At 69.8% G+C, this 20,411-nt stretch carries 25 protein-coding genes; 6 read left to right on the top strand and 19 right to left on the bottom strand.

Going from position 1 to position 20,411, the window contains the following annotated elements:
* Positions 1-49: 49 nt before the first annotated feature.
* From B5557_RS24205 to B5557_RS24195, 3 genes are all read right to left on the bottom strand, one after another.
* Positions 50-703, bottom strand: coding sequence for a TetR family transcriptional regulator (locus B5557_RS24205; RefSeq protein ID WP_079661429.1), 654 nt, complete (start codon positions 701-703; stop codon positions 50-52).
* Between the two features lie 42 nt (positions 704-745).
* The gene (locus B5557_RS24200; protein WP_079664963.1) at positions 746-2,839 is read right to left on the bottom strand and encodes an aminoglycoside phosphotransferase family protein; all 2,094 of its coding nucleotides are present in this window, start codon (positions 2,837-2,839) and stop codon (positions 746-748) included.
* A 299-nt stretch (positions 2,840-3,138) separates the two neighbouring features.
* Complete coding sequence (locus tag B5557_RS24195; RefSeq protein ID WP_079661428.1) at positions 3,139-4,014, bottom strand: winged helix-turn-helix domain-containing protein; 876 nt, start codon at positions 4,012-4,014, stop codon at positions 3,139-3,141.
* A 169-nt stretch (positions 4,015-4,183) separates the two neighbouring features.
* On the opposite strand from B5557_RS24195, the gene B5557_RS24190 reads away from it, so the two are divergent.
* On the top strand, positions 4,184-4,369 hold the full coding sequence (locus B5557_RS24190) for a hypothetical protein (RefSeq protein ID WP_079661427.1): 186 nt from the start codon (positions 4,184-4,186) through the stop codon (positions 4,367-4,369).
* Positions 4,370-4,474: 105 nt separating this feature from the next.
* Here B5557_RS24190 and B5557_RS24185 read toward each other — a convergent pair whose 3' ends face one another.
* Both B5557_RS24185 and B5557_RS24180 read right to left on the bottom strand, forming a co-directional pair.
* Positions 4,475-5,230, bottom strand: a complete 756-nt coding sequence (locus B5557_RS24185; protein ID WP_231976017.1) for an HAD family hydrolase — start codon at positions 5,228-5,230, stop codon at positions 4,475-4,477.
* Complete coding sequence (locus B5557_RS24180) at positions 5,230-6,108, bottom strand: GntR family transcriptional regulator (RefSeq protein WP_099936550.1); 879 nt, start codon at positions 6,106-6,108, stop codon at positions 5,230-5,232. The genes B5557_RS24185 and B5557_RS24180 overlap by 1 nt, the downstream gene beginning before the upstream one ends.
* A 155-nt stretch (positions 6,109-6,263) precedes the next feature.
* On the opposite strand from B5557_RS24180, the gene B5557_RS24175 reads away from it, so the two are divergent.
* Positions 6,264-6,458, top strand: a complete 195-nt coding sequence (locus B5557_RS24175; RefSeq protein ID WP_079661424.1) for a hypothetical protein — start codon at positions 6,264-6,266, stop codon at positions 6,456-6,458.
* Here B5557_RS24175 and B5557_RS24170 read toward each other — a convergent pair.
* The 3 genes from B5557_RS24170 to B5557_RS24160 form a co-directional block, all read right to left on the bottom strand.
* Complete coding sequence (locus B5557_RS24170; RefSeq protein WP_079661423.1) at positions 6,448-7,371, bottom strand: winged helix-turn-helix domain-containing protein; 924 nt, start codon at positions 7,369-7,371, stop codon at positions 6,448-6,450. The genes B5557_RS24175 and B5557_RS24170 overlap by 11 nt on opposite strands.
* Positions 7,372-7,701: 330 nt before the next feature.
* Positions 7,702-8,943: a GNAT family N-acetyltransferase gene (locus tag B5557_RS24165; protein WP_079661422.1), complete on the bottom strand. Its 1,242-nt coding sequence runs from the start codon at positions 8,941-8,943 to the stop codon at positions 7,702-7,704.
* Positions 8,944-9,029: 86 nt separating this feature from the next.
* Entirely contained in the window at positions 9,030-9,596 is a 567-nt protein-coding gene (locus tag B5557_RS24160; RefSeq protein ID WP_079661421.1) for an RsiG family protein, read from the bottom strand.
* Between the two features lie 160 nt (positions 9,597-9,756).
* On the opposite strand from B5557_RS24160, the gene dtd reads away from it, so the two are divergent.
* A complete protein-coding gene (gene dtd / locus B5557_RS24155; RefSeq protein WP_079664962.1) occupies positions 9,757-10,182 on the top strand; it encodes a D-aminoacyl-tRNA deacylase in 426 nt (141 codons plus the stop codon).
* A gap of 49 nt (positions 10,183-10,231) precedes the next feature.
* Here dtd and ygfZ read toward each other — a convergent pair whose 3' ends face one another.
* Genes ygfZ through B5557_RS24140 form a run of 3 tightly spaced genes read right to left on the bottom strand, consistent with a single transcriptional unit; the run spans position 10,232 to position 12,256 of the window.
* Positions 10,232-11,197, bottom strand: coding sequence for a CAF17-like 4Fe-4S cluster assembly/insertion protein YgfZ (gene ygfZ / locus B5557_RS24150; protein ID WP_079661420.1), 966 nt, complete (start codon positions 11,195-11,197; stop codon positions 10,232-10,234).
* A 10-nt stretch (positions 11,198-11,207) separates the two neighbouring features.
* Positions 11,208-11,654 carry a Fur family transcriptional regulator gene (locus tag B5557_RS24145; protein WP_173877724.1) on the bottom strand — a complete coding sequence of 149 codons (447 nt, stop codon included), beginning with the start codon at positions 11,652-11,654 and terminating at the stop codon, positions 11,208-11,210.
* Positions 11,655-11,680: 26 nt separating this feature from the next.
* Positions 11,681-12,256, bottom strand: coding sequence for an FABP family protein (locus B5557_RS24140; RefSeq protein ID WP_079661419.1), 576 nt, complete (start codon positions 12,254-12,256; stop codon positions 11,681-11,683).
* Positions 12,257-12,523: 267 nt separating this feature from the next.
* On the opposite strand from B5557_RS24140, the gene B5557_RS24135 reads away from it, so the two are divergent.
* On the top strand, positions 12,524-12,886 hold the full coding sequence (locus tag B5557_RS24135) for a DsrE family protein (RefSeq protein ID WP_079661418.1): 363 nt from the start codon (positions 12,524-12,526) through the stop codon (positions 12,884-12,886).
* On the opposite strand, the gene B5557_RS24130 is transcribed toward B5557_RS24135, so the two are convergent.
* The 8 genes from B5557_RS24130 to B5557_RS24095 all read right to left on the bottom strand — a co-directional run bounded on the left by B5557_RS24130 (position 12,883) and on the right by B5557_RS24095 (position 18,154).
* Complete coding sequence (locus B5557_RS24130) at positions 12,883-13,155, bottom strand: DUF3099 domain-containing protein (protein ID WP_079661417.1); 273 nt, start codon at positions 13,153-13,155, stop codon at positions 12,883-12,885. The genes B5557_RS24135 and B5557_RS24130 overlap by 4 nt on opposite strands.
* Positions 13,156-13,235: 80 nt before the next feature.
* Complete coding sequence (locus B5557_RS24125) at positions 13,236-13,523, bottom strand: DUF1416 domain-containing protein (protein ID WP_020122955.1); 288 nt, start codon at positions 13,521-13,523, stop codon at positions 13,236-13,238.
* A gap of 33 nt (positions 13,524-13,556) precedes the next feature.
* The gene (locus B5557_RS24120) at positions 13,557-14,396 is read right to left on the bottom strand and encodes a sulfurtransferase (protein ID WP_079661416.1); all 840 of its coding nucleotides are present in this window, start codon (positions 14,394-14,396) and stop codon (positions 13,557-13,559) included.
* A 137-nt stretch (positions 14,397-14,533) separates the two neighbouring features.
* On the bottom strand, positions 14,534-14,614 hold the full coding sequence (locus B5557_RS46300; RefSeq protein WP_351335063.1) for an Ms5788A family Cys-rich leader peptide: 81 nt from the start codon (positions 14,612-14,614) through the stop codon (positions 14,534-14,536).
* A gap of 236 nt (positions 14,615-14,850) precedes the next feature.
* Positions 14,851-15,588, bottom strand: coding sequence for an LmeA family phospholipid-binding protein (locus B5557_RS24110; RefSeq protein WP_079661415.1), 738 nt, complete (start codon positions 15,586-15,588; stop codon positions 14,851-14,853).
* 133 nt (positions 15,589-15,721) lie between these two features.
* Complete coding sequence (locus tag B5557_RS24105; protein WP_079661414.1) at positions 15,722-17,020, bottom strand: hypothetical protein; 1,299 nt, start codon at positions 17,018-17,020, stop codon at positions 15,722-15,724.
* Positions 17,021-17,022: 2 nt separating this feature from the next.
* Positions 17,023-17,277, bottom strand: coding sequence for a MoaD/ThiS family protein (locus tag B5557_RS24100; protein ID WP_079661413.1), 255 nt, complete (start codon positions 17,275-17,277; stop codon positions 17,023-17,025).
* A 37-nt stretch (positions 17,278-17,314) separates the two neighbouring features.
* Positions 17,315-18,154, bottom strand: a complete 840-nt coding sequence (locus tag B5557_RS24095) for an alpha/beta hydrolase (protein WP_099936549.1) — start codon at positions 18,152-18,154, stop codon at positions 17,315-17,317.
* Between the two features lie 209 nt (positions 18,155-18,363).
* Between B5557_RS24095 and B5557_RS24090 the strand changes: the two genes are divergently transcribed.
* Positions 18,364-19,152, top strand: coding sequence for a response regulator transcription factor (locus B5557_RS24090; RefSeq protein WP_079661411.1), 789 nt, complete (start codon positions 18,364-18,366; stop codon positions 19,150-19,152).
* 105 nt (positions 19,153-19,257) lie between these two features.
* The gene (locus B5557_RS24085; RefSeq protein ID WP_079661410.1) at positions 19,258-20,280 is read left to right on the top strand and encodes a LacI family DNA-binding transcriptional regulator; all 1,023 of its coding nucleotides are present in this window, start codon (positions 19,258-19,260) and stop codon (positions 20,278-20,280) included.
* Positions 20,281-20,411 lie beyond the last annotated feature (131 nt).

Genomic DNA, 20,411 nt, shown 5'->3' with positions numbered 1-20,411 from the left:
TAGCGTGACCGAGTCACATATTTTACTGAGTACAAGAATGGCCCCGGGGTCAGGTCAGCCGCGGCAGGCCCGCTCCCAGCACGGCGAACGCCCGCTCCGCCTCCGCCACCGCGTCCTCCCGGACGTCCTCCAGCCGCTCCCCCGCCGAGATCCGCCGCCAGTTCTCCTCGGCGAGGATCCGCCGTACGGCGACGATCTGACCGGCCGCCAACCGGGCGTCGAGGGCGTCGGACCGGTCGTCCCCGACCGAGCCGCCGAGCACCTGAGCGAGGGCCTCGGCGAGGGCGGCCTCCGAGCGCTGGAGGTAGCCGTACAGCCGGGCGACCAGTGACGGAGTGCCGTAGAGGAGGTCGTAGAAGGCGCGGACGCCGGGGTGGTCGTTGAGCCCGGTGACGGGGTCCTCGGCGGCCAGACCGTCGAGGAAGTGCCGGCGCAGGGCGGGCAGCGGCGCGACTCCCTCGGCGTGCGCCGCGGTGACGACCCGCGCCGCCTCCTGCTCGTGATCGGCGAGCCGGTGCAGGACCAGGTCCTCCTTGGCCGGGAAGTACCGGAACAGGGTCGGCTTGGAGATCTCGGCGGCGGCGGCGATCTCCGCCACGGACACCGCGTCGAACCCGCGCTCGATGAAGAGCCGGACGGCGACGTCCGACACGGCCTGGAACATCCGCTGCCGCTTGCGCTCACGCAGCCCGGTCTCACTCATGAGCCGAGCCTACGGCGACCGGTACCGGGCCGGCGCCCGGTCCTAGGCCAAGGCTCGGGCCAGGTAGGGGTTTGCTGTTCTTGATACCGGGAGGCCCAGGGAGGCGGTGGCGGCGGCGAGGGTGCCGGCGTAGGAGTCGACGGCTCGGCGGACGTTGGGGGCGTCCAGGCTTGCGCGGGTGGCGAGCCGGTCGAGGTCGATGTACGCGGAGCGGACGATCTCGATCCAGCGGTAGACAGACCAGTCCTTGTTCCAGTCGCTCGTGTACCGCTTCGGTAGTTTCTCCTCCCACCGCCGGAACATCCGCGTGCGGATCTCCGGCCGGGTCGGGGTCAGGTGCATGTGCCGGACCAGGTCGTAGAGCGGGTCACCGACCAGGGCCATCTCCCAGTCGATGATGGTCAGGGCCAGCTCGTCGTTGCGGCGCACCAGGTTCCACGGGTTGAGGTCGCCGTGCAGCAGGGCCGGCGCCCGGTGGCTCACCCGGTGCCTGGACAGGATCTCCCGCAGCCGCCACTCGTCGGGCAGCCCCAGCGTGCGGGCCAGTTGCAGGGACTCCTTCGGCAGGTTGCGCACCAGGCCGACGAGTTGCTCCTTCAGCCACTCGTAGAAGTCGAGCCGCCCGGCATGCGGGTCGACGAACGTATGGTCCACGCCCGTCAGTTGGCACAGCTGGTCGATGAGCGCGTCCGCCTCGTGCGGGAGCAGACCGTTGACGGGATGGCTCGGCGGCTGGTCGATACGGGTGCCGACGTAGGTGTGGATGCTGAAGGCGTCGTCCGGGTAGCTCTCGCCCAGCGCCAGGACCTTCGGCGCGGCCACCCGCACCCGGGACTCCTGGATGGCCCGCAGGACGGCGTGCTCGCTCAGGTAGCTCGGCTCGCGCCGTGAGACGTTGCGCAGCTTGCGCCGCACGACGACGGGGGTGGGCATGTCCCGCACCCAGACCACCGAGTTGAGATGCGCGGTCCCCTTGAACACCCGGTCCGCGGGCGCGGCCCCCTCCGCGAGCAGGGCCTCCCGCACGGCGGACGCCGGGAAGAGAGGGTTCTCGGGCAGCCGCGGGTCCGGCTGCCAGGCGGTGGCCTTCGCGATCCAGTGCCGGCCGCTGACCCCTCCGTCGCCCCGCGACGCCAGCCAGCGGAAGAGGGCGCTGGCGATCTCGTCCTTCGCCGGGACGTTCCTCAGCCGCAGCGGCTCCGCCGCCGTCTGCAGCGCCCGGCGGACCTCGGCGGTGGCCTCGTCCATGCTCTTCTGCGTGAACGACTCCTGCAGCGACCGGGCGGCCCGCATCACGTCCGGGTAGACGGACTGCGCCCGCTCGAACGCGACGTAGTGGCGCAGATCCTTGGCCCGGCCCTTGACCGCGCTGGGCCGCAGCTCCTGCATGGCCTCCTCCCACGCGTTGACGACCTCGTCCCACTGGTGGTCGGGGTACTGCATGCGCACCAGGTGGGTGGCGAGGTCGTGCAGGGGGTCGCCGTAGGTGGCCAGCTCCCAGTCGACGCAGACGAGCGGCGGCGCGCCGTCGTAGGAGACGATCAGGTTGTCCCGGTGCAGGTCCGCGTGGAGCAGGCTGTACGGCCGCCGCGTCATCGCGGGCACTCGCTCGGCCAGCCGGAGCAGGGCGTCGTCGGCGATGCCCAGCGCCTTGAACAGACCGCCGAACTCACGCCAGTTGGGCTTGCGGATCTGTTCGTCGGCGAGATGGGCGAGGGTCTTCAGGAAGGCCTGGCTGTCGCTGTGGTTGGCGGGCCAGGAACCCGGCAGGTCCGGCAGCGCCGCCCGGCGCACCTGGGTCATCCGCGCCAGCAGCCCGGCCAGCGCCTTCATCAGCAGGGTGTCGACAGGCTTACCGTTTCCGCAGATCGTGGAGAGCGGCACTCCTTCCACATGGCTGTGGATGGCGTAGCCCGGCGTCTTGAGCAGACACTCGGGCGCGTGCGGCAGGGCGCCGTGCACGGCGTCGAGGATGTCCGCCTCGTCCTGCCAGGTCCTGATCACCACGGGCAGCGCGTCGGAGCGGCGGATGCGCACGATCACCGACGTGCCGGCCTCCCGGCCCACCAGCCGGGCCACTCCCTCCGTCAGGGGTAGCACATAGTTGCGATTGTGATGGCCGCTGGATTCCTTCATCGATTCGGCGGCCCTGACGAAGGCCCGGAGCACCCCGGGCACGTCCTCGGCGGCTCGTTCCCCGAGGTGACGAGGGGGAACAAGGTGGTCGACCACTGGCCGCTCCGGGTACTCGCGCTGGGCTGGTTAGGGCAAACGGTAAAGGCGCCGCACGACCGGAGCGATGATCAAGTGAGCCAATGGGTGGTGTGCCACTCATCCACGTCAGGCCGTCCGAGACTGGCTGGTTCGCCGTCTCATACGTATGGACGGGAGCGATTGCTCGCGCGATTGAGGAATGCTAGCGCACGCCGTCCCGGCTATTCGGCGAGAAGGTTCCATACGGAGTCGAACCACGCCTGCCAGCTGTCGACGAACACGGTGCCCGACGAATTCGGGTCCGCGTCCTTCACATGATGAGTGAGCGTGGCGCCCAGGCCGAGCACGTCGAGGGCGGTGATCTCCTCGCCGGACTCCAGCTCGATCTGCCGCTGAATCACCTCGTACGGCCCGAGCAGCGCCTCCGCGCCGTTGAAGAGGTAGAGCTTGAACGCCGGCGTCAGCGGCGCGTGCCGGATCTGGACGTCGACAGACTCCACGTGTTTCTCCGTCTTCAGCGCCTTCAGTACCCCGCGCAGCGATTCCGTGTGCCGGTTGGTGATGTCGTGCAGGCGATCCCGGAGCCTGGGGTCCTCCTTGTCGTCCCGCACCCTCGGATAGGGCACGTGCAGATCCTCGGAGGGCAGGATCATCCGAAGGCCGATGCGCTCCGGCGCGATGGAGCCTCCGAGGATCCGCTCGGCCTGCAGCCGGATGTGCGCGTCCAGGGACTCGGACGTCAGCGTGTAGGCGTCCAGGGTGACTTCGGGCTGTTCGAAGGCCTCACTGAGCAGCGGCCCCAGCGTCGCTCCGTGCCGCTGCCGGGTCGCCCTGGGCGTTGACGACTGGATCCGCTGCGTCTTGACCACCCGGGACCCGCTGCCCTGCCGGGACTCGATCCAGCCCTCGTTGACCAGCTCGCGCAGCACACGCTGGACCGTGTCCCGGGAGACGCCGAACTCCTCGGCCAGATCGCGCTGGGACGGCAGGAAGGCGTGCAGTGGATAGGTGCCGTCCGTCATCCGGGCGCGCAGTTCGTCGGCGACCCGCTGGAACTCCCGGCCGCCGCCGTCACCACCACTCTGCTGCGCCTCCACACAGCGACCGTACCGCCATCCGTCCAATGACAAACCACGGCCAGTCAAATCCCGGACAACACAGGCCGATTAAGGATCAGCAGGCCAGGGGAAAGCCACTTCAAGGCAACCAGTCCAATTGGACCGGGACTTGCAAGGTTCACTGAGAATGGCAGGGAGGTGGAAGGCCATGCTCCTGTTATCGGCAGTCTGGGAACTCCTCGCGTTCTTCGCGGGATGGACGGTGCAGGCCAAACTCGGGGCGGTGGGCGTGATGCTGCTGCTCACCGTGGCCGTGGGCGTCCGGGCCCGGCACAACATGCTCGCCGTGGGAGCGGCCGTCGTACTCGTGGCCCTGCTCCTCAGATCCCCCTGAACCATCGGCTCAGGCCGCTCTGCGGCCACGGCTGAGGCCGTCCTGACCGCGGCTCGGGTGCGGTTGACGGGCTTCAGGTCTGGCGGGCTTCAGGTCTGGCGGGCTTCAGGTCTGGCGGGCCGCCTGCAGCACCGGCTCCAGCGAGTTCACGACCCGGGTCGCGCCCGCGCCCCTGAGCGTCTTCTCCTTGCGCTCGTTACGCGCGTAGCCGAGGAAGGGCACGCCCGCCTCCCGGGCGGCCAGGAAGTCCGAGGGGGTGTCGCCGATCATCAGGGCGGTGTCGGGCGCGGAGCCCATGGCGCGCAGGGCGCGGTTCAGACAGTGCGGGTGCGGCTTGAGGTGACGCAGCTCCTGCGTGCGGCCGTAGATGTGGGGGGCGAAGCAGGAGGTGAGGCCGCGGGTGTCGAGGTAGGTGTCGACCACCCGCGGGGAGTTGTTGGTGGTGATCGCCAGGCGCAGGCCACGGGCCCTCAGCGTGCGTATCAGGGGGTCCGCGTAGGGCGTGGGCATCGCCGTGGACGTGGCCTTCAGCTCCTCCTGGGTGAGGCGTTCCTCCAACTCCGTGACCAGGTCGCTGCCCTGGTGCCGGCGATCCACCGCGCGCAGCACGACGTGCGGGTCGAGCGACTCCCGCTCGGACTCCGTGAGCAGGCCGTGCAGCCCCCGGCCTTCGAGCCACCGCACCAGCCCCTCGGCCACGCTCTCCGCCGAGTGACCGGCGAAGAGGCGACAGATGGGCCCGTCGAAGTCCCACAGGACGACCCGCGCCTGCCTGATCACTTCCCGCAGATCCGCCGCCTCGGTCTCGGTGACGGGGGGCGCGGGAAGCGCCTGTTGAGTCTGCTGCGTATCAGAGGTCACTAGGAGAGTGTCAGGTCCGTGGTGATGGTTTCCCAGAGGGCGTCGAACCACTTCTGGGATTCCTCCACGAACGCGGCGTCGCGCGGGCCGGCCGTGGTGTCGAAGGAGAACAGGAGGGATTCAGTGCCCAGGACGTCGTACATCTCGAGGGTGCCGCTGTCGGTGGACTCCTCGCGCCGGGTCACCCGGTAGTACGCGATCAGCGCCTCCGTGCCGTTGAGGAGGTACAGCTTCACCGGTGGGGTGAAGGGCAGGGCGCGGAATTTGATGTCGACGTCGATGCCGTGGGAGCGCAGGGTCTGGAGGTTGTGGCGCAGCACATGCCCCTGGGCGTTGCGCATGGCGAGCCAGCGCTGGTGGACGGGGTCGTCGTCGCCGCGGCCGTCGACCGGGACCGGGAAGGCGAGTGTGATGTCCCGGGACGGCAGCAGGATGCGGACGTCGATGCGCTCCGGATGGATCACGCCCCCGTGGATCAGCCGCAGGGGCTCGCTGAGGGCGGGAATCAGGCTTTCGGCGGTCAGACACGCCGCGTCGATACGGACGTGCGGGGCGGAGAAGGCCTCGGTGATGCGCGGGGCCAGGCTGACCATCGTGGGCTGGGGCTCGTCGCGCCCCGGGGCGGACGGTTGCGCGACCCGGGGCGGGCTGCCCTTGCTCACGTTGCTGAGGAGCCCGTCGTTCTGCAGTTCGCGCAGGGCCTGGCGCACGGCGCCGCGTTCCACGCCGAACTCGTCGGCGAGCTCGGCCTGGGTGGGCAGGCGGTCACCGGCCTTGAGCTCCCCGGCGCGGATGCGTTCGCGCAGGGCGTTGGCGATCTGCTGGGGCGTGACGCTTCTACTGCCGTTCACTGCCACGTTCTCCTGAGTCACGACCAAACGTTACAACTTCCACCCATCTGACGGGAGTTGCTTGAAAGTTGTTTAGCGGTTGCTGCCAAGTGGGGACAACATAGTTGTAGTTGGTTGCCAACTTTAGCAAGTTGGCGGAAGGTTTGCTTCCCGCTCCCCACCTCCGAAGGGGGGAACCACCCATGCCCGTCCTCGTCCTCCTCTGCGCCGCCTTCGTCGTCGGCGTCGAGCAGACCATCCAGTGGAAGTACGGCACCGCCGGCGCCGTCGGTCTGCTCCTGCTCAGCGTCGGCATCAAGGCCAAGAGCCCCATGATCAGCTCTGTCGGGGCCGTGATCCTCGCCCTCCTCGCCAGCGGGCCGGCCGTCAGCTCGTGAGTACCAGCTCCGAACTGATCGTCTCCCACAGCGCGTTGAACCACAGGCGGGACTGTTCCACGAACGTCGTGTCACGCGGTCCGGCTCCCTGTTCAAAGGCGAACAGCACCGACCGCGTGCCCTCGGCGTCGTACATCTCCAGGTGCTCCTGGTCGATCGTCTGCTCGCCCAGCTCCACCGTGTAGTAGGCGAACAGCGCTTCCGTCCCGTTGAGGAGGTACAGCTTGACGGGCGGGGTGAACGGCAGTGCGCGGAAGGTGACGTGCACGTCGATGCCGTGCGTGGAGCGCAGGGTGAGCAGGTTGTGCCGCAACACCTGACCCTGGGCGTTGCGATGGGCCAGCCAGCGGCGTTGCAGCCGCCCGGTGGCCGAGGTGTCCAGCGGTACCGGGAAGGCGAGGTCGATGTCCCGGGACGGCAGCAGGACACGGACGTCGATCTTGGCCGGTTTCAGTCGCCCCGCGTGGATCTGACGCAGGGGTTCGCCGAGCGCGGCGGTCAGCGAGACCGCTGTCAGGCACAGAGCGTCGACCCTGACGTGCTCGGCCGCGAAGGCCTCGGTGATACGGGGCGGAAGCCCGACCATCGCGGGCTGCGGCGCGGCCCCGGAACCGACCGCGGGGACGAGCGCGCCGGGCCGCACGGCTACCGTCGCCGGACTTCCCTTCGAGACGTTGGTGAGAAGCTGCTCGGACTGCAGAATGCGAAGCGCCTGGCGTACGGCACCCCGCTCGACGCCGAACTCGTCCGCCAACTTGGCCTGGGTGGGCATGCGCTGGCCCGGCCGCAGCACCCCGGTTCTGATCCGGGTGCGCAGCTCGTCGGCCACCTCGCGGTGTGACCGCTGCGGCCGCTCCGCCCCCCTCCGTGCAGTGACGGAGGCATTTTCCGGCTCCACGTCCGCACAGTACAACTTCCCGCCATCTTTGGGCAGTTCAAAGAGAGATGGTTATAGGACGCTTCCAAACGGACATAAGCACAGTGAAGTTGGTCACCAACTTCAACGACATGGTCAAACTTCCAGACGGTTGGCCGGTCGGACTCCCTTCCGGAGGGGAGCCGGGAGCCCGAACAGCCGACACCGACGTACAGCCACAACTGAACATCCCGCACAGCCACAACTTCAGATCGACCGCACAGCCACAACTGAACAGCTACGGATGCACGAACAAGCAAGAACAAGCACGGATACACGAACAACACGGGATACCCAGATACACGGACACCCGGTCGAAAGGAGCCGTCAGAACATGTCCGGGCACCATGGACGCCCGGACGCGCGCAGCAGGGCGTCGGCCTTCCGGGCGGCGCCCTGTCGTTCTTCCCCGAGCCGGCCCAGCGCCGCCAGCCGTCCCGCCGACTCGTCACCCAGCCACAGGGTCGCCAGCTCGGCGACGTCCAGGGTGAGGTCGGCGCTGCGGGTGGTCGGCGTGCAGGACACGCCGTCGGGGGTCGCGTCCAGCAGGAAGCGGCCTCCGGCCAGGCCGGCCCGGTCCACCACCTCCAGCACCAACGTGCCCGCCGCGTCGTACGTACGCGTCTCGAGGGCCCGTACGACGTCCAGGATCCGCACCCACAGCCAGTCCGCCTGGGTGGTGACACGCGCCGCGCGCGGGTCGGGCAGGTAGAGGGGGGCCAGGTCGTCGGGGGCACGCCACCCCGTCTTCACCCGCGTGATCCAGTCGATGGAGCACAGGTAGCTCCACAGGGCGCGCTCCGCGGCCGGGTTCACCGCGATCAGCCAGTTCACCTTCGCCGTGTTCACCGGCTGCTTGCCGTCACTCCACTCGTCGTCCGTCTCGTACGAGACCAGACCCTCCACCGTGCCGTCCGCCGCGCGGTACACCGCGAAGAAGGGCTCGGTCCAGGAGTCGTCGTACAGCCGCAGCAGCCCGGTCTGCGCCGTCCACCAGTGCTCGTCCCTGCTGACGGCGCCGGGCTGGGCGCGCCGCAGCCGCTCGTGCAGCTCGGGGCCGACCTTGCGGACCTCCTCGCCGTCGACGAGGTCGATGCGGCCGCCGTCGCCGGGGACCGGCCGGCGCGGGTCGAACCCGGCGCGCGGCACGTCGATCGTCCACTCGGTCATCGTGGTGGCCGGGCCGAAGCCGTACCGCCCGTAGATCCGGTACTCGGCGGCGATCAGGGTGGCGACGACGTCCCCGCGTTCCTTCGCGGCCGTGAGGTCGTCGTTCATCAGGCGGGTGAGGAGGCCGCGGCGGCGGTGGGTGGCCACGACGGAGACGTTGGAGATGGCGTCGGCGGGGACGGGGGCGCCGCCCACCGCGGTGAGCTCCTGCGGGAACGAGCGGAACGTCGCCACGCATCTGCCCTCGTCGAAGGCTCCCGAGGTGCGGGAGTCCCCGGTGGCCGTCCGGCGGTCGGCCACGGCTCGGTCGGTGACGGTGGGTGGGCGCAGGAAGCCGGTGCGCAGGGTGCGTATCCAGTCGGGCAGCTCGGCGTCGGTGATGAGGCGTACGTCGGTCATGAGGCCACGGTAGGCAGGTGGGGGGTGGGTGTGCGGGGATTTTTTCGCCCCGCCGCCCCTGCCCGTACCCTCCGTGGGGGCTGCGCTCACACCAAGAGGTCCTCCACCTGGGCCTCGCCCTCCCGGTATCGCCTGCTGATCTCCGCGCCCGACTCGTCGGCCGTTCGCTGGAGGTGCTGACGGCGGCTGGAGACCTGCTGTTCGTAGCGGATCAGGCGGGCCATCGCCTCGTGCAGCTCCGGGTCGGTGCGCGCGTCGAGGTCGGAGAGCTCGACGTCGGCGAGCATGTCGGCGGCCAGCCTGCGGTACTCCTCGCTGTGCGGGGTGCCCAGCGTGACGTGCCGGGCCGAGGAGCGGTGCCGGGCCGGGGCGTCGGTGAGGATCTCCGGCAGCCGGTCGACCACGGAGGCCGCGCCCGTCGGGGACCGCCTGGCCAGCTCCGCGCGCAGGATGTCGATGCGGCCCTGGAGCAGCCGTCGTACGTAGCTCAGGTCGGCCTCGTCGCGCTGGGCGTCCCGGCGCAGGGTGCGCAGTTCGGGCAGGCTCAGCCGGGCCAGGTCGGGCTCCGATGGTTGTGCGGGCAGCACGGGGCTGTCGCTGCGCTGTGCCGGTGGCCTGTGGGTGGCAGGCCGCCCGGTACTCGGTGTGCTCATGTCCCTCTACCGTCCCCTCGACCGGCGTGTGGTGGAAGCATCGTGCCACCCCAAGTCGCCGCGATGTGACCGAGTCCCCCCGAACGGCCCAGATAGGGGCTTAAGGATCAAAAATGGGCCCCCCGTGAGTGCGTGCCGGGGACCCGGCATCATGGTCCGCATGCGAGCGGTGGTGCAGAGAGTGGACGGCGCGAGCGTCGTCGTGGACGGCGAGACGGTCGGGGAGATCGACGGCGAGGGCCTGTGCGTCCTGGTCGGGGTCACCCACGAGGACACCAAGGAGAAGGCGGCCCAGCTCGCCCGCAAACTCTTCTCGATCCGCATGCTGCAGGACGAGAAGTCGTGCAGCGACATCGACGCCCCACTGCTGGTGATCAGCCAGTTCACGCTCTACGGGGACGCCCGCAAGGGCCGCCGCCCCACCTGGAACGCGGCCGCCCCCGGCGAGATCGCCGAGCCTCTCGTCGACGAGGTCGTCGCCCAGCTGCGCGCCCTGGGCGCGACGGTGGCGACGGGCCGGTTCGGGGCGCGGATGCGCGTGTCATTGACGAACGACGGCCCGTTCACCGTCCTGATCGAGATGTAGCGAGCGGAATGCGGCGAGCCGGCGGACCCGGGCTCGCAGGGCAATGCAACTAGGGTTCGACGACGACTTCCTGGGCCGCCGCCGTCGTGCCGGCCAGCAGTGGGGCGTCCACCGGAACGTTGCGCTTCACCAGGGCCAGGGCCACCGGGCCCAGCTCGTGGTGGCGGGCGGACGTGGTGATGAAGCCGATCTTGCGGCCGTCGGGGTCCTCGTCGGCGACCCGGAGTTCGGTGCCGGCGACCGGAAGGTGCACCTCACTGCCGTCGAGATGCAGGAAGACCAGGCGCCGGGGCGGCTTGCCCAGGTTCTGCACCCGGGCGACGGTCTCCTGCCCCCGGTAGCAGCCCTTCTGCAGATGCACCGCCGAGCCGATCCAGCCCAGCTCGTGCGGGATGGTGCGGTGGTCGGTCTCGAAGCCGAGGCGCGGACGGTGCTGTTCGACGCGCAGCGCCTCCAGGGCGAGGATCCCGACCGGCGGGCCGGCCTGATCGGCGTACGACTCCAGGTCGACGCGGGGGAGGAAGAGGTCGCGGCCGTAGGCGGTCTCGCGGACGACGACGCCGGGCGGGACGGGGGCGATCGACCCCGCCGGGAGGTGGACGACCGCGATGTCCGCCGTCCGGTCGGCGACCTCGACCCGGTAGAAGAACTTCATCGACTCCAGGTACGCGATCAGCGCGTCCTGGGTGCCGGGCTCGACGTGCGCCCAGACCGTCTCCCCGTCGTCCACCAGGTAGAGCGCGTGCTCGATGTGGCCGTGCGCGGAGAGGATCAGCGCCTCGGTGGCCTGGCCGACGGGCAGGTCGGTGACGTGCTGGGTGAGCAGCAGGTGCAGCCAGCTCAGCCGGTCGTCGCCGGTGACGGCGACGACCCCGCGGTGCGAGAGGTCGACGAAACCGGTGCCGTCGGCGAGGGCACGCTGCTCGCGGAACAGGTCGCCGTAGTGACCGGCGACGCCTTCGTCCACACCCTCGGCGGGGACGGCGCCGGGCAGGGACAGCAGAGGGCTCTTCATACGCCTAAGCCTACGACTCGGTAGTTGAAGCCTTGAGGGAGCAGTCCTTGCAGCGGCCGAAGATCGCGAAGTGCTTCATGTCGGTCTCGAAGCCGAACGTCCCCCGCAGCTTGGCCGTGAACTCGGCGGCCACCTGGACGTCCGCCTCGATGACGTTCTGGCAGTCCCGGCAGACCAGATGGAGGTGGTGGTGCCGGTCGGCCAGGTGATAGGTCGGCGCGCCGTGCCCCAGGTGGGCGTGGCTGACCAGCCCGAGCTCCTCAAGCAGCTCCAGGGTCCGGTACACGGTGGAAATGTTGACCCCCGACGCCGTCCTCCTCACTTCCACGAGGATGTCGTCGGGGGTCGCGTGCTCCAGGGTGTCCACGGCTTCGAGCACGAGTTGCCGCTGCGGCGTCAGCCGGTAGCCACGCTGCCGCAGATCGCTCTTCCAGTCGGTGCTTCCAGTGTTCACCACACCGAAGAGTCTAGGACCGTACAGGACTACTTGAAGAAGGCGATTCCGTCGTCCGGCATGTCGTCCGGGAGGGCCTTCGCCCAGCGTTCGACGTCTTCCGGGGTGACGACCTTCTTCAGGTGGGCCGACATGTAGGGGCGCAGCTCGACCTCGGGGGTCTGCTTCTCGCCGACCCACATGAGGTCGCTCTTGACGTAGCCGTACAGACGCTTGCCGCCGGTGTAGGGGCCGGAGGCGGCCGTGCGGGCCACCGCGTCCGTGACCAGGTCGATCTGCGGCTTCTTGGCGGCCAGGTCGCCGTACCAGATCTCGACCACGCCGTCGTCGCGGACCATGGTCACCTCGACCTTGCGGTCGGCGTCGACGCGCCAGAAGCCGGACTCCGACTCCAGGGGCCGGACCTTGTTGCCGTCGTTGTCCAGGACCCAGGTGTGGGAGTGGTACTCCAGGAAGTCCCGGCCGTCGTGACCGAAGGTGACCTCCTGCCCGAAGTTGCACTTCTCCGAACCGGGGAAGTCGTGGACGCCCGCGCCCGCCCAGGTGCCCAGCAGAAAGGCGAGGGGGACGAGGTCCTTGTGGAGGTCGGACGGAATCTCGATCATGAGTGGCAGTTCCTCGGGTGGATCAGCGCTGGCCCTGGTACAGCTTCTTCACGGTCAGACCCGCGAAGGCGAGGACACCGACGCAGACCAGGACCAGCAGGGTTTCGAAGAAGATCTCCACGGGGTGCTCCTCGGATGAGCGTGTCGGTTCCGTACGTACAACAGGGCCGGGCCCCAGCTTACGCGGCCGGGGACCGGCCCTCGTTGTGAGGTGCACCCTCCAACGCGGGACAACGCCAGTCGTAGGGAGCTGATTACGATTCAGTCATGTCGAAGAAGCTCGTGATCAAGGTGACGGCGGGGGCCGATGCCCCCGAGCGGTGCTCTCAGGCGTTCACGGTCGCGGCGGTGGCCGTGGCCAGCGGGGTCGAGGTCTCCCTGTGGCTGACCGGGGAGTCCTCCTGGTTCGCGCTGCCGGGCCGGGCCGCCGAGTTCGAGCTTCCGCACGCGGCCCCGCTGCCCGACCTGATCGACTCGATCCTCGCGGGCGGCCGCCTCACCCTGTGCACCCAGTGCGCGGCCCGCCGGCACATCACGGAGCAGGACGTCATCGAGGGCGTACGGATCGCGGGCGCACAGGTGTTCGTACAGGAGGCGCTGAGAGACGACACGCAGGCGCTCGTGTACTAGGGCCTGTCCTGGGGGCGGCGTTTCTTGCCGTCCAGCTCGTCCCACCACTCGTCGGACTTGGGGTCGCCCGAGGGGTCGTCCCACCAGCGGTCCTCGGGCCCTCGCCGGTTGGCGATCATCGCGGCGACCGGCGGGATGACCATGGCCACCACACACATCCCGACGGCCACGGGAATCGACCAGAGGCGCACGACTCCCCAGGCCAGGACGAACAACCCGATGCAGGTCCCCATCATGGCGAAGTAGACGTGCCGACGGCGGGCGTACATACCTTCAGGGTAGGCCTGTACACGCCGAAAGGGCCGTACCCCGGGGTGTTCCACCCGTGGGTACGGCCCTTCCGTCGTGCTCAGACCGCGATCGCGACCTCCGCGAGGCCGCCCTGCTGGGCGACGACCGTGCGGTCGGCGGTGGCGCCGGGAACGAGGGCGCGGACGGTCCAGGTGCCCTCGGCCGCGTAGAAGCGGAACTGTCCGGTGGCGGAGGTGGGGACCTCCGCGGTGAACTCGCCGGTCGAGTCCAGGAGGCGGACGTAGCCCACCACCGGCTCGCCGTCGCGGGTCACCTGGCCCTGGATCGTGGTCTCACCGGGCTTTATCGTCGAGGCGTCCGGGCCGCCGGCCTTCGCTCCACACATGTGCTTCTCCAGAGGTCGTTGAAAGGGGCGGTCTTACTTGTTGGCGCCGAGCTCGATCGGAACGCCGACCAGGGAGCCGTACTCGGTCCAGGAGCCGTCGTAGTTCTTGACGTTCTCCACGCCCAGCAGCTCGTGCAGCACGAACCAGGTCAGGGCCGAGCGCTCGCCGATGCGGCAGTAGGCGATCGTGTCCTTGGCCAGGTCGACCTGCTCGTCGGCGTAGAGCTCCTTGAGCTCGTCGTCCGACTTGAAGGTGCCGTCGTCGTTGGCGTTCTTCGACCACGGGATGTTGCGGGCGGACGGGACGTGGCCCGGACGCTGCGACTGCTCCTGCGGGAGGTGGGCCGGCGCGAGCAGCTTGCCGCTGAACTCGTCGGGCGAACGCACGTCGACCAGGTTCTGCGAACCGATGGCCGCCACGACGTCGTCACGGAAGGCGCGGATGGACTTGTCCTGCGGCTTGGCCGTGTAGGAGGTCTCGGCGCGCTCGGGCACCTCTTCGACCAGCTCGCGGGCGTCCAGCTCCCACTTCTTGCGGCCGCCGTCGAGAAGCTTGACGTTCTCGTGGCCGTACAGCTTGAAGTACCAGTAGGCGTAGGACGCGAACCAGTTGTTGTTGCCGCCGTACAGGATCACCAGCGTGTCGTTGGCGATGCCCTTCGCCGACAGGAGCTTCTCGAAGCCCTCCTGGTCGATGAAGTCACGGCGGACCGGGTCCTGAAGGTCCTTGGTCCAGTCGATCCGGATGGCGTTCCGGATGTGGTTCTTCTCGTACGCGGACGTGTCCTCGTCGACCTCGACGATGGCGATGTCGGCGTTGTCGAGGTTGGCCTCGACCCAGTCGGCGTCGACCAGGACGTCGCTGCGGCTCATGCTCGTTCTCCTCCGGGGCAGGTGCGGCGGGGGTGTGCAAGAAAGGGGGTGCGCGAGGCGGGTCTCGCCGGCGGCCGGCGCACGGATGCCCTCGGGTGAGGGCGCCGGGAGGCGCGGAAGGCCGGCGGCGCTTCCGCTCAGAAGGGGCGACAGAGCATGGCGGCGACGCGGCACAGGTCTACTGCCCGCCGCTTCGTGAGATCCGCCTGTCGCTGCATCATGCCGTCGATCGTAGGGACGGACAGGCGGGCGTGTCACCAGTACTCCGAATGGTGAGATGCGATCGTCCGGATAGTGGGACACGAGAAGCGCCCGGGCCGTCGGTGCACGGCTTCCGGGCGCTTGCATCCGTCATCACATCTACGGTACGGACGGCGGCGTCTCGTCTGTCGGACATCTGCCGTCCACCAAGAGGTCGGCCGCTCCGCCAGGCATCGGCCGACGGAGATCAGCCTTACCCTGCCAGCCTGACGTTCGAACCCTTCACCGAGATCTCCACACCGTTCTTCGCGGCCACGACCTTGTCGAGCTTGATCCCGCCGGGCAGGTCGTCGATCTTCTGCTCGAAGTCGGTGATCGAGCGCACCTCGTTCTCGGCGGCCCGGACCCCGCCGAAGCTGGGCAGCGAGTCGGCGTGCACCCGGACGGTGTCGCCGGAGACGGTGACCGTGCTGAGGACGTACACGGGCTGCGGCAGCTTGCTGCCGAAGGCGGTGGCCTCGACGGCGACCTTGATCTTGCCGTTGCCGCCGTCGGAGAGGCCGATGACATTGGCGGTGACGCCCCGCACCACCTGCGTCGGCTCGGACTTCGCCGTCTTCAGCAGCTCGGCGTAGGTGATGGACGCGGTGCCGGTGGCGCTGGCCGCGGTGGCGGAGCTGTAGTCGCCGGAGAAGTCGACGCCCTTCATGTCGGCCTGGAGGTCATCGATGCGGATCGTCCGGGCGCTGGTGCCGGTGGCCGCCTCGTAGTCCTTGATGCCGATCTCGACGTCGTCCAGCGAGCCGCCGACGACCTGGGTGAGGAACGGGAAGCCCTTGATGGACACGTCCGGGGTGGTGGCGAGGCCCTCTTTGGCCTTCAGCTTGTCGGCCACCTCGCCCTCCGCGAAGTTCACGGCCAGCCGGTCCGCGAGCACGAACAGGCCGCCCAGAATCACGACGACGACCAGCAGTATTCGAAGCGCACGCATGCGGTGGTTCCCCCTGACACCCTGACATCACTGGCTCACGACTCACTGACGAGAGTTCAAGGTAACCCGCCGTGGAAGGGCGTCCGCCGAATTGTCGATCACCTGTGACAGACCCTTACCGCCTCTTGCTTCCCTACGCCAGCGCGCGCCCCAGCACGTAGACCGCCGGCGCCGCGGCGGCCAGCGGCAGGGCCACGCCCGCCGTGAAGTGGACGAAGCGGGAGGGGTAGTCGTAGCTCGCGACCCGGTGGCCGATGAGCGCGCAGACCGCCGCGCCCGCGCCGAGCAGCGCGCCCTTCGCGCCCAGCCCGGTCATCTGACCCACCGCGATGCCCGCGCCCGCCGCGGCGAGCAGGGCCACGACGACGGAGGCCGGGGTGGGCAGCGGCAGCGCCCGGGCCAGTACGGCGACGGCGACCGCGGCCGCGCCGACCGTCACCGCGTCCGGCTCCGCGCCGAGGTGCCCGGTGGCGAGGATGGCGAGCGCGGAGGAGGCGACGGTCGCCATCAGGCCGTACATGCGCTCGTCGGGGTCGGCGTGCGAGCGCAGCTGGAGGACGAGACAGAGCAGCACCCAGACGCCGAGGGAGCCGAGGATCGCGGCGGGCGCGTTCTCGCGGCCGGCCACGAGAAGCGCGACATCCGAGACCAGCGCGCCCAGGAAGGCCAGCGCGATGCCCTGCCGGGCCGGCCACATGCCGTTCAGCCGGAACCAGCCCGCCGCCGTGACGGCCTGTAGGACGACGAGCGGGACGAGGAGCGCGTACGAGCCGATCGCCGCCGTGCCGGAGAGGAGCAGTCCGAGGAGCGCGGTGAGCGCGGCGGGCTGCATCCCCGGCTCGATGATCGGCGAACGGCCCTCCAGGCGGGCCCGCTGGGCGTCGGTGATGCGGGCGTTGCCGGCGAGGGTGGCGGGACCGTAGGTCGCGGCGGTGCCGCCGGTCGCGGGCGCGGGTGCCTGTACGGGTGCCTGTGCCTGCGGGGGTGCAGGTGCCGGTGGGGTGTAGGCGGACGGTTGCTGTGCCTGGAGGGGTGCCTGCTGCTGCCAGTTGCCGTCGGGCGCGTAGCCGTCGGCGTAGTCGCCGTACGCGGACTGCGGGTTGCCGTAGGCCGTCCGGGCCGGGTCGGCCGCGGTGACCGGCGGCTGGACGCTCGTCTCCCAGGTCTGGCCCTGCCACTGCTGCGTGTACTGGAGGTGGGCCTGCGGGTCCGGGTCGTCGTAGCCCTGCGCCTGCGCCGGTGTCTGCGCCTGTGCCTGTGCCTGCGCCTGTGCCTGCTGCTGCCCGGGCCACTCCGGCTGGTCGTAGCCCTGATGGGCCGGGGAACCCTGATAGTCCTGGTAGCCCTGTTGCGGCTGGTGCCCCTGATGCTGCTGGTGCTGCTGGTGCTGCTGGTGCCCCTGATACGGCTGATACGGCTGCTGGTCGGTCATCGTCACCCTCCTGCGAACGGCGGGAGCACCTCGACCGTGCCGCCGTCGGCCAGCCGTACCGTCTCATGTTCGCGGGTGCCCACGGGGTCACCGTCGACGAGGAACGAGCATCGCTGCAGGACACGCACGAGTTCGCCGGGGTGTCGCGCACGCACGGCGTCGAGGGCCTCGGCGAGGGTGTCCGCGTCCAGCGGCTCCTCGGCGACCCCGGCCGCGGCTTTGGCGGCCGCCCAGTAGCGCACCGTGACCTTGGGCATCTCGTTCCTTTGTCGATCGGCTGTGTACACGGTCAGGCTAGCCCGCCCGCGTGACCGCCCAGTCCCCGATCCGGGCCAGCAGGCCGTCGTCGGCCGCGTGCTCGGCGTGGCCCATGCCGGGCTCCAGCCACAGTTCGCCGTGGTCACCGGCGGCCTCGGCGAGCATCCGGGGGTGGTCGAGGGGGAAGTAGCCGTCCTGGTCGCCGTGCACGATCAGCAAAGGAGTGGGGGCGATCTTCGGGACCGCCTCGACCGGAGAGAGCGGTATGGGGTCCCAGTCGCGGTGGTGGATACGGGTACGGAAGCCGTAGCGGCCGACCAGACGGCCCTCGGGGCGGGTGACCAGCCAGTGCAGCCGTCGCATGGGGGCCGTGCCGCGGTAGTACCAGCGGGCGGGGGAGCTCACGGAGACGACGGCGTCCACCGTCCCCGCGTGCAGCGCCGCATGCCGCAGGACCACCGAGCCGCCCATCGAGAAGCCGACGGTCGCCACGCGCGCGTGCCCGAGCGAGCGCGCCCACCGCACGGCGGCGTCGAGGTCGAACACCTCGCGGTCGCCGACGGTGGAGTGCCCGCCGGAGCGGCCGTGCCCGCGGAAGGAGAAGGTGACGACGGCCCCGTGCCGGGCGAACGCGGACGCCACGCGCCGCACATGCGGGCGGTCCACGTCCCCCGTGAACCCGTGGGCGATCACGAACGCGGGATGACCGGCAGATGGCGCGGAGGCGTCGTATACGACCTCACCCGGTTCGTATACGGAATCGATGGAAATCCCGTCGCCGGTGGGCAGAAACGTCCGCAATGGGGTGTGCGTGTCCGTCTCGGGATTCGGACGAACGGTGGAACGTGCCACATGACCTGCCGGACTGCTGCTCATGTGGGCTATTCTGCTAGACAGAGGACTCGGGCAGCGTAGCCCCCGGGTCCTTTTGTGCTTTCGGAAGCTTTGTATACAAAGCGGCGACCGGGCGGGAAACGCCAGGTGGACGCTGGTGTACGGCCCCCGGGAACGCAGCGCGGACAGCGCAGACCAGTGCAGTGCCGCAGTGCCCACGTCCTCGCAGGGACCGAGGAGGAACCAGACGTATGAGTTCTCTGCTGCTCCTGACCAACGCCCTCCAGCCGTCGACGGAGGTGCTCCCCGCTCTCGGCCTGCTCCTGCACAACGTGCGAGTGGCCCCGGCGGAGGGCCCCGCCCTCGTCGACACCCCAGGCGCCGACGTCATCCTCATCGACGGACGCCGTGACCTGCCCCAGGTCCGCAGCCTGTGCCAGCTGCTGCGCTCCACCGGCCCCGGCTGTCCACTCATCCTCGTCGTCACCGAGGGCGGCCTCGCCGCCGTCACCGCCGACTGGGGCATCGACGACGTCCTCCTCGACACCGCCGGCCCGGCCGAGGTCGAGGCGCGACTGCGGCTGGCCATGGGCCGGCAGCAGATCGTCAACGACGACTCCCCGATGGAGATCCGCAACGGCGACCTGTCGGTCGACGAGGCGACGTACAGCGCGAAACTGAAGGGGCGGGTCCTCGACCTCACCTTCAAGGAGTTCGAGCTGCTGAAGTACCTCGCCCAGCACCCGGGCCGGGTGTTCACCCGTGCACAGCTGCTCCAGGAGGTCTGGGGCTACGACTACTTCGGCGGCACCCGCACGGTCGACGTCCACGTACGACGGCTGCGCGCGAAGCTCGGCCCGGAGCACGAGTCGCTGATCGGGACCGTGCGGAACGTGGGTTATCGATTCGTTACCCCCGAGAAGGGGGAGCGGGCCACGGACGAGGCCAAGGCCAAGACGGACCGGCCGGAGCGGTCAAACCCGGAGGATGCGGACAACGCGGCAGCCCGGGACGCCGAAGAGGTCTCGGCGGAGGCGTAGTACCCGCCGGTAGGCCCGAGCACCCGCTCAGGCAGGGCGTTGCTCCCGCACAGGAAGCTTCCGTGCGCCCTGCCCGGAGCGGGTCCATCCGCGTAGACTCCGCGGGTGGCCAAGGTGACTCGGGATGATGTGGCGCGACTGGCGGGGACTTCCACCGCCGTCGTCAGCTATGTCATCAACAACGGACCCCGGCCGGTCGCCCCGGCCACGCGCGAGCGTGTCCTCGCCGCCATCAAGGAGCTGGGGTACCGGCCCGACCGGGTCGCCCAGGCGATGGCCTCCCGGCGCACCGACCTCATAGGCCTGATCATCCCCGACGCCCGTCAGCCGTTCTTCGGCGAGATGGCGCACGCGGTCGAGCAGGCCGCCTCCGAGCGCGGAAAAATGGTGCTGGTCGGCAACACCGACTACGTCGCCGAGCGCGAGGTCCACTATCTGCGGGCGTTCCTCGGCATGCGCGTCTCGGGCCTCATCCTCGTCAGCCACGCGCTGAACGACCAGGCGGCCGCCGAGATCGACGCGTGGGACGCCCGGGTGGTGCTGCTGCACGAACGCCCCGAGGCGATCGACGATGTCGCCGTCGTCACCGACGACCTGGGCGGCGCCCAGCTCGCCGTCCGCCACCTCCTGGAGCACGGCCACCCGTACGTGGCGTGTGTCGGCGGCACCGCCGAGACCCCCTCGGTCGGCGACCCCGTCTCCGACCACGTCGAGGGCTGGCGGCGCGCGATGGACGAGGCCGGGCTGAGCACGGAGGGCCGTCTCTTCGAGGCGCCGTACAACCGCTACGACGCCTACCAGGTCGCCCTGAAGATCCTCGCCGGCCCCCAGCGGCCGCCCGCGATCTTCTGCTCCACCGACGACCAGGCCATCGGCATGCTGCGCGCGGCGCGCGAACTGCGCATCGACGTGCCGGGCGAGCTCGCGGTCATCGGCTTCGACGACATCAAGGAAGCGGGCCTCGCGGACCCGCCGATGACAACGATCGCATCGGACCGCCCGGCGATGGCCCGCGCGGCGGTCGACCTCGTCCTGGACGACGGGCTGCGGGTCGTGGGCTCGCGGCGCGAGCGGCTGAAGGTGTTCCCGTCGCGGCTGGTGATCCGCAGGTCCTGCGGCTGTCAGTAGCCTCCGGCGGCCTGTGGGCAGGCTTTATGAGGTTCGTCTGAGAGACCTGCGCGGACGCGCGGAGCCGTCTTTATTTCGGACGAACGAGGTTCTGGCGGCGTTCTCAGGGAGCGCTCAGGAACCTCTCATGG

Origin of the sequence: Streptomyces sp. 3214.6 (genome assembly GCF_900129855.1) — a bacterium.
Lineage (GTDB): Bacteria > Actinomycetota > Actinomycetes > Streptomycetales > Streptomycetaceae > Streptomyces > Streptomyces soliscabiei.
This window is presented reverse-complemented; position numbering and strand designations above follow the sequence as displayed.

Excerpts from the sequence above, each read along its gene's own strand:
- B5557_RS24205 (WP_079661429.1), bottom strand. The coding sequence starts at position 703 with ATGAGTGAGACCGGGCTGCGTGAGCGCAAGCGGCAGCGGATGTTCCAG.
- B5557_RS24200 (WP_079664963.1), bottom strand. The coding sequence starts at position 2,839 with ATGAAGGAATCCAGCGGCCATCACAATCGCAACTATGTGCTACCCCTG.
- B5557_RS24190 (WP_079661427.1), top strand. The coding sequence starts at position 4,184 with ATGCTCCTGTTATCGGCAGTCTGGGAACTCCTCGCGTTCTTCGCGGGA.
- B5557_RS24175 (WP_079661424.1), top strand. The coding sequence starts at position 6,264 with ATGCCCGTCCTCGTCCTCCTCTGCGCCGCCTTCGTCGTCGGCGTCGAG.
- B5557_RS24165 (WP_079661422.1), bottom strand. The coding sequence starts at position 8,943 with ATGACCGACGTACGCCTCATCACCGACGCCGAGCTGCCCGACTGGATA.
- B5557_RS24160 (WP_079661421.1), bottom strand. The coding sequence starts at position 9,596 with ATGAGCACACCGAGTACCGGGCGGCCTGCCACCCACAGGCCACCGGCA.
- dtd (WP_079664962.1), top strand. The coding sequence starts at position 9,757 with ATGCGAGCGGTGGTGCAGAGAGTGGACGGCGCGAGCGTCGTCGTGGAC.
- ygfZ (WP_079661420.1), bottom strand. The coding sequence starts at position 11,197 with ATGAAGAGCCCTCTGCTGTCCCTGCCCGGCGCCGTCCCCGCCGAGGGT.
- B5557_RS24140 (WP_079661419.1), bottom strand. The coding sequence starts at position 12,256 with ATGATCGAGATTCCGTCCGACCTCCACAAGGACCTCGTCCCCCTCGCC.
- B5557_RS24135 (WP_079661418.1), top strand. The coding sequence starts at position 12,524 with ATGTCGAAGAAGCTCGTGATCAAGGTGACGGCGGGGGCCGATGCCCCC.
- B5557_RS24130 (WP_079661417.1), bottom strand. The coding sequence starts at position 13,155 with ATGTACGCCCGCCGTCGGCACGTCTACTTCGCCATGATGGGGACCTGC.
- B5557_RS24125 (WP_020122955.1), bottom strand. The coding sequence starts at position 13,523 with ATGTGTGGAGCGAAGGCCGGCGGCCCGGACGCCTCGACGATAAAGCCC.
- B5557_RS24120 (WP_079661416.1), bottom strand. The coding sequence starts at position 14,396 with ATGAGCCGCAGCGACGTCCTGGTCGACGCCGACTGGGTCGAGGCCAAC.
- B5557_RS46300 (WP_351335063.1), bottom strand. The coding sequence starts at position 14,614 with ATGCAGCGACAGGCGGATCTCACGAAGCGGCGGGCAGTAGACCTGTGC.
- B5557_RS24110 (WP_079661415.1), bottom strand. The coding sequence starts at position 15,588 with ATGCGTGCGCTTCGAATACTGCTGGTCGTCGTCGTGATTCTGGGCGGC.
- B5557_RS24105 (WP_079661414.1), bottom strand. The coding sequence starts at position 17,020 with ATGACCGACCAGCAGCCGTATCAGCCGTATCAGGGGCACCAGCAGCAC.
- B5557_RS24100 (WP_079661413.1), bottom strand. The coding sequence starts at position 17,277 with ATGCCCAAGGTCACGGTGCGCTACTGGGCGGCCGCCAAAGCCGCGGCC.
- B5557_RS24095 (WP_099936549.1), bottom strand. The coding sequence starts at position 18,154 with ATGAGCAGCAGTCCGGCAGGTCATGTGGCACGTTCCACCGTTCGTCCG.
- B5557_RS24090 (WP_079661411.1), top strand. The coding sequence starts at position 18,364 with ATGAGTTCTCTGCTGCTCCTGACCAACGCCCTCCAGCCGTCGACGGAG.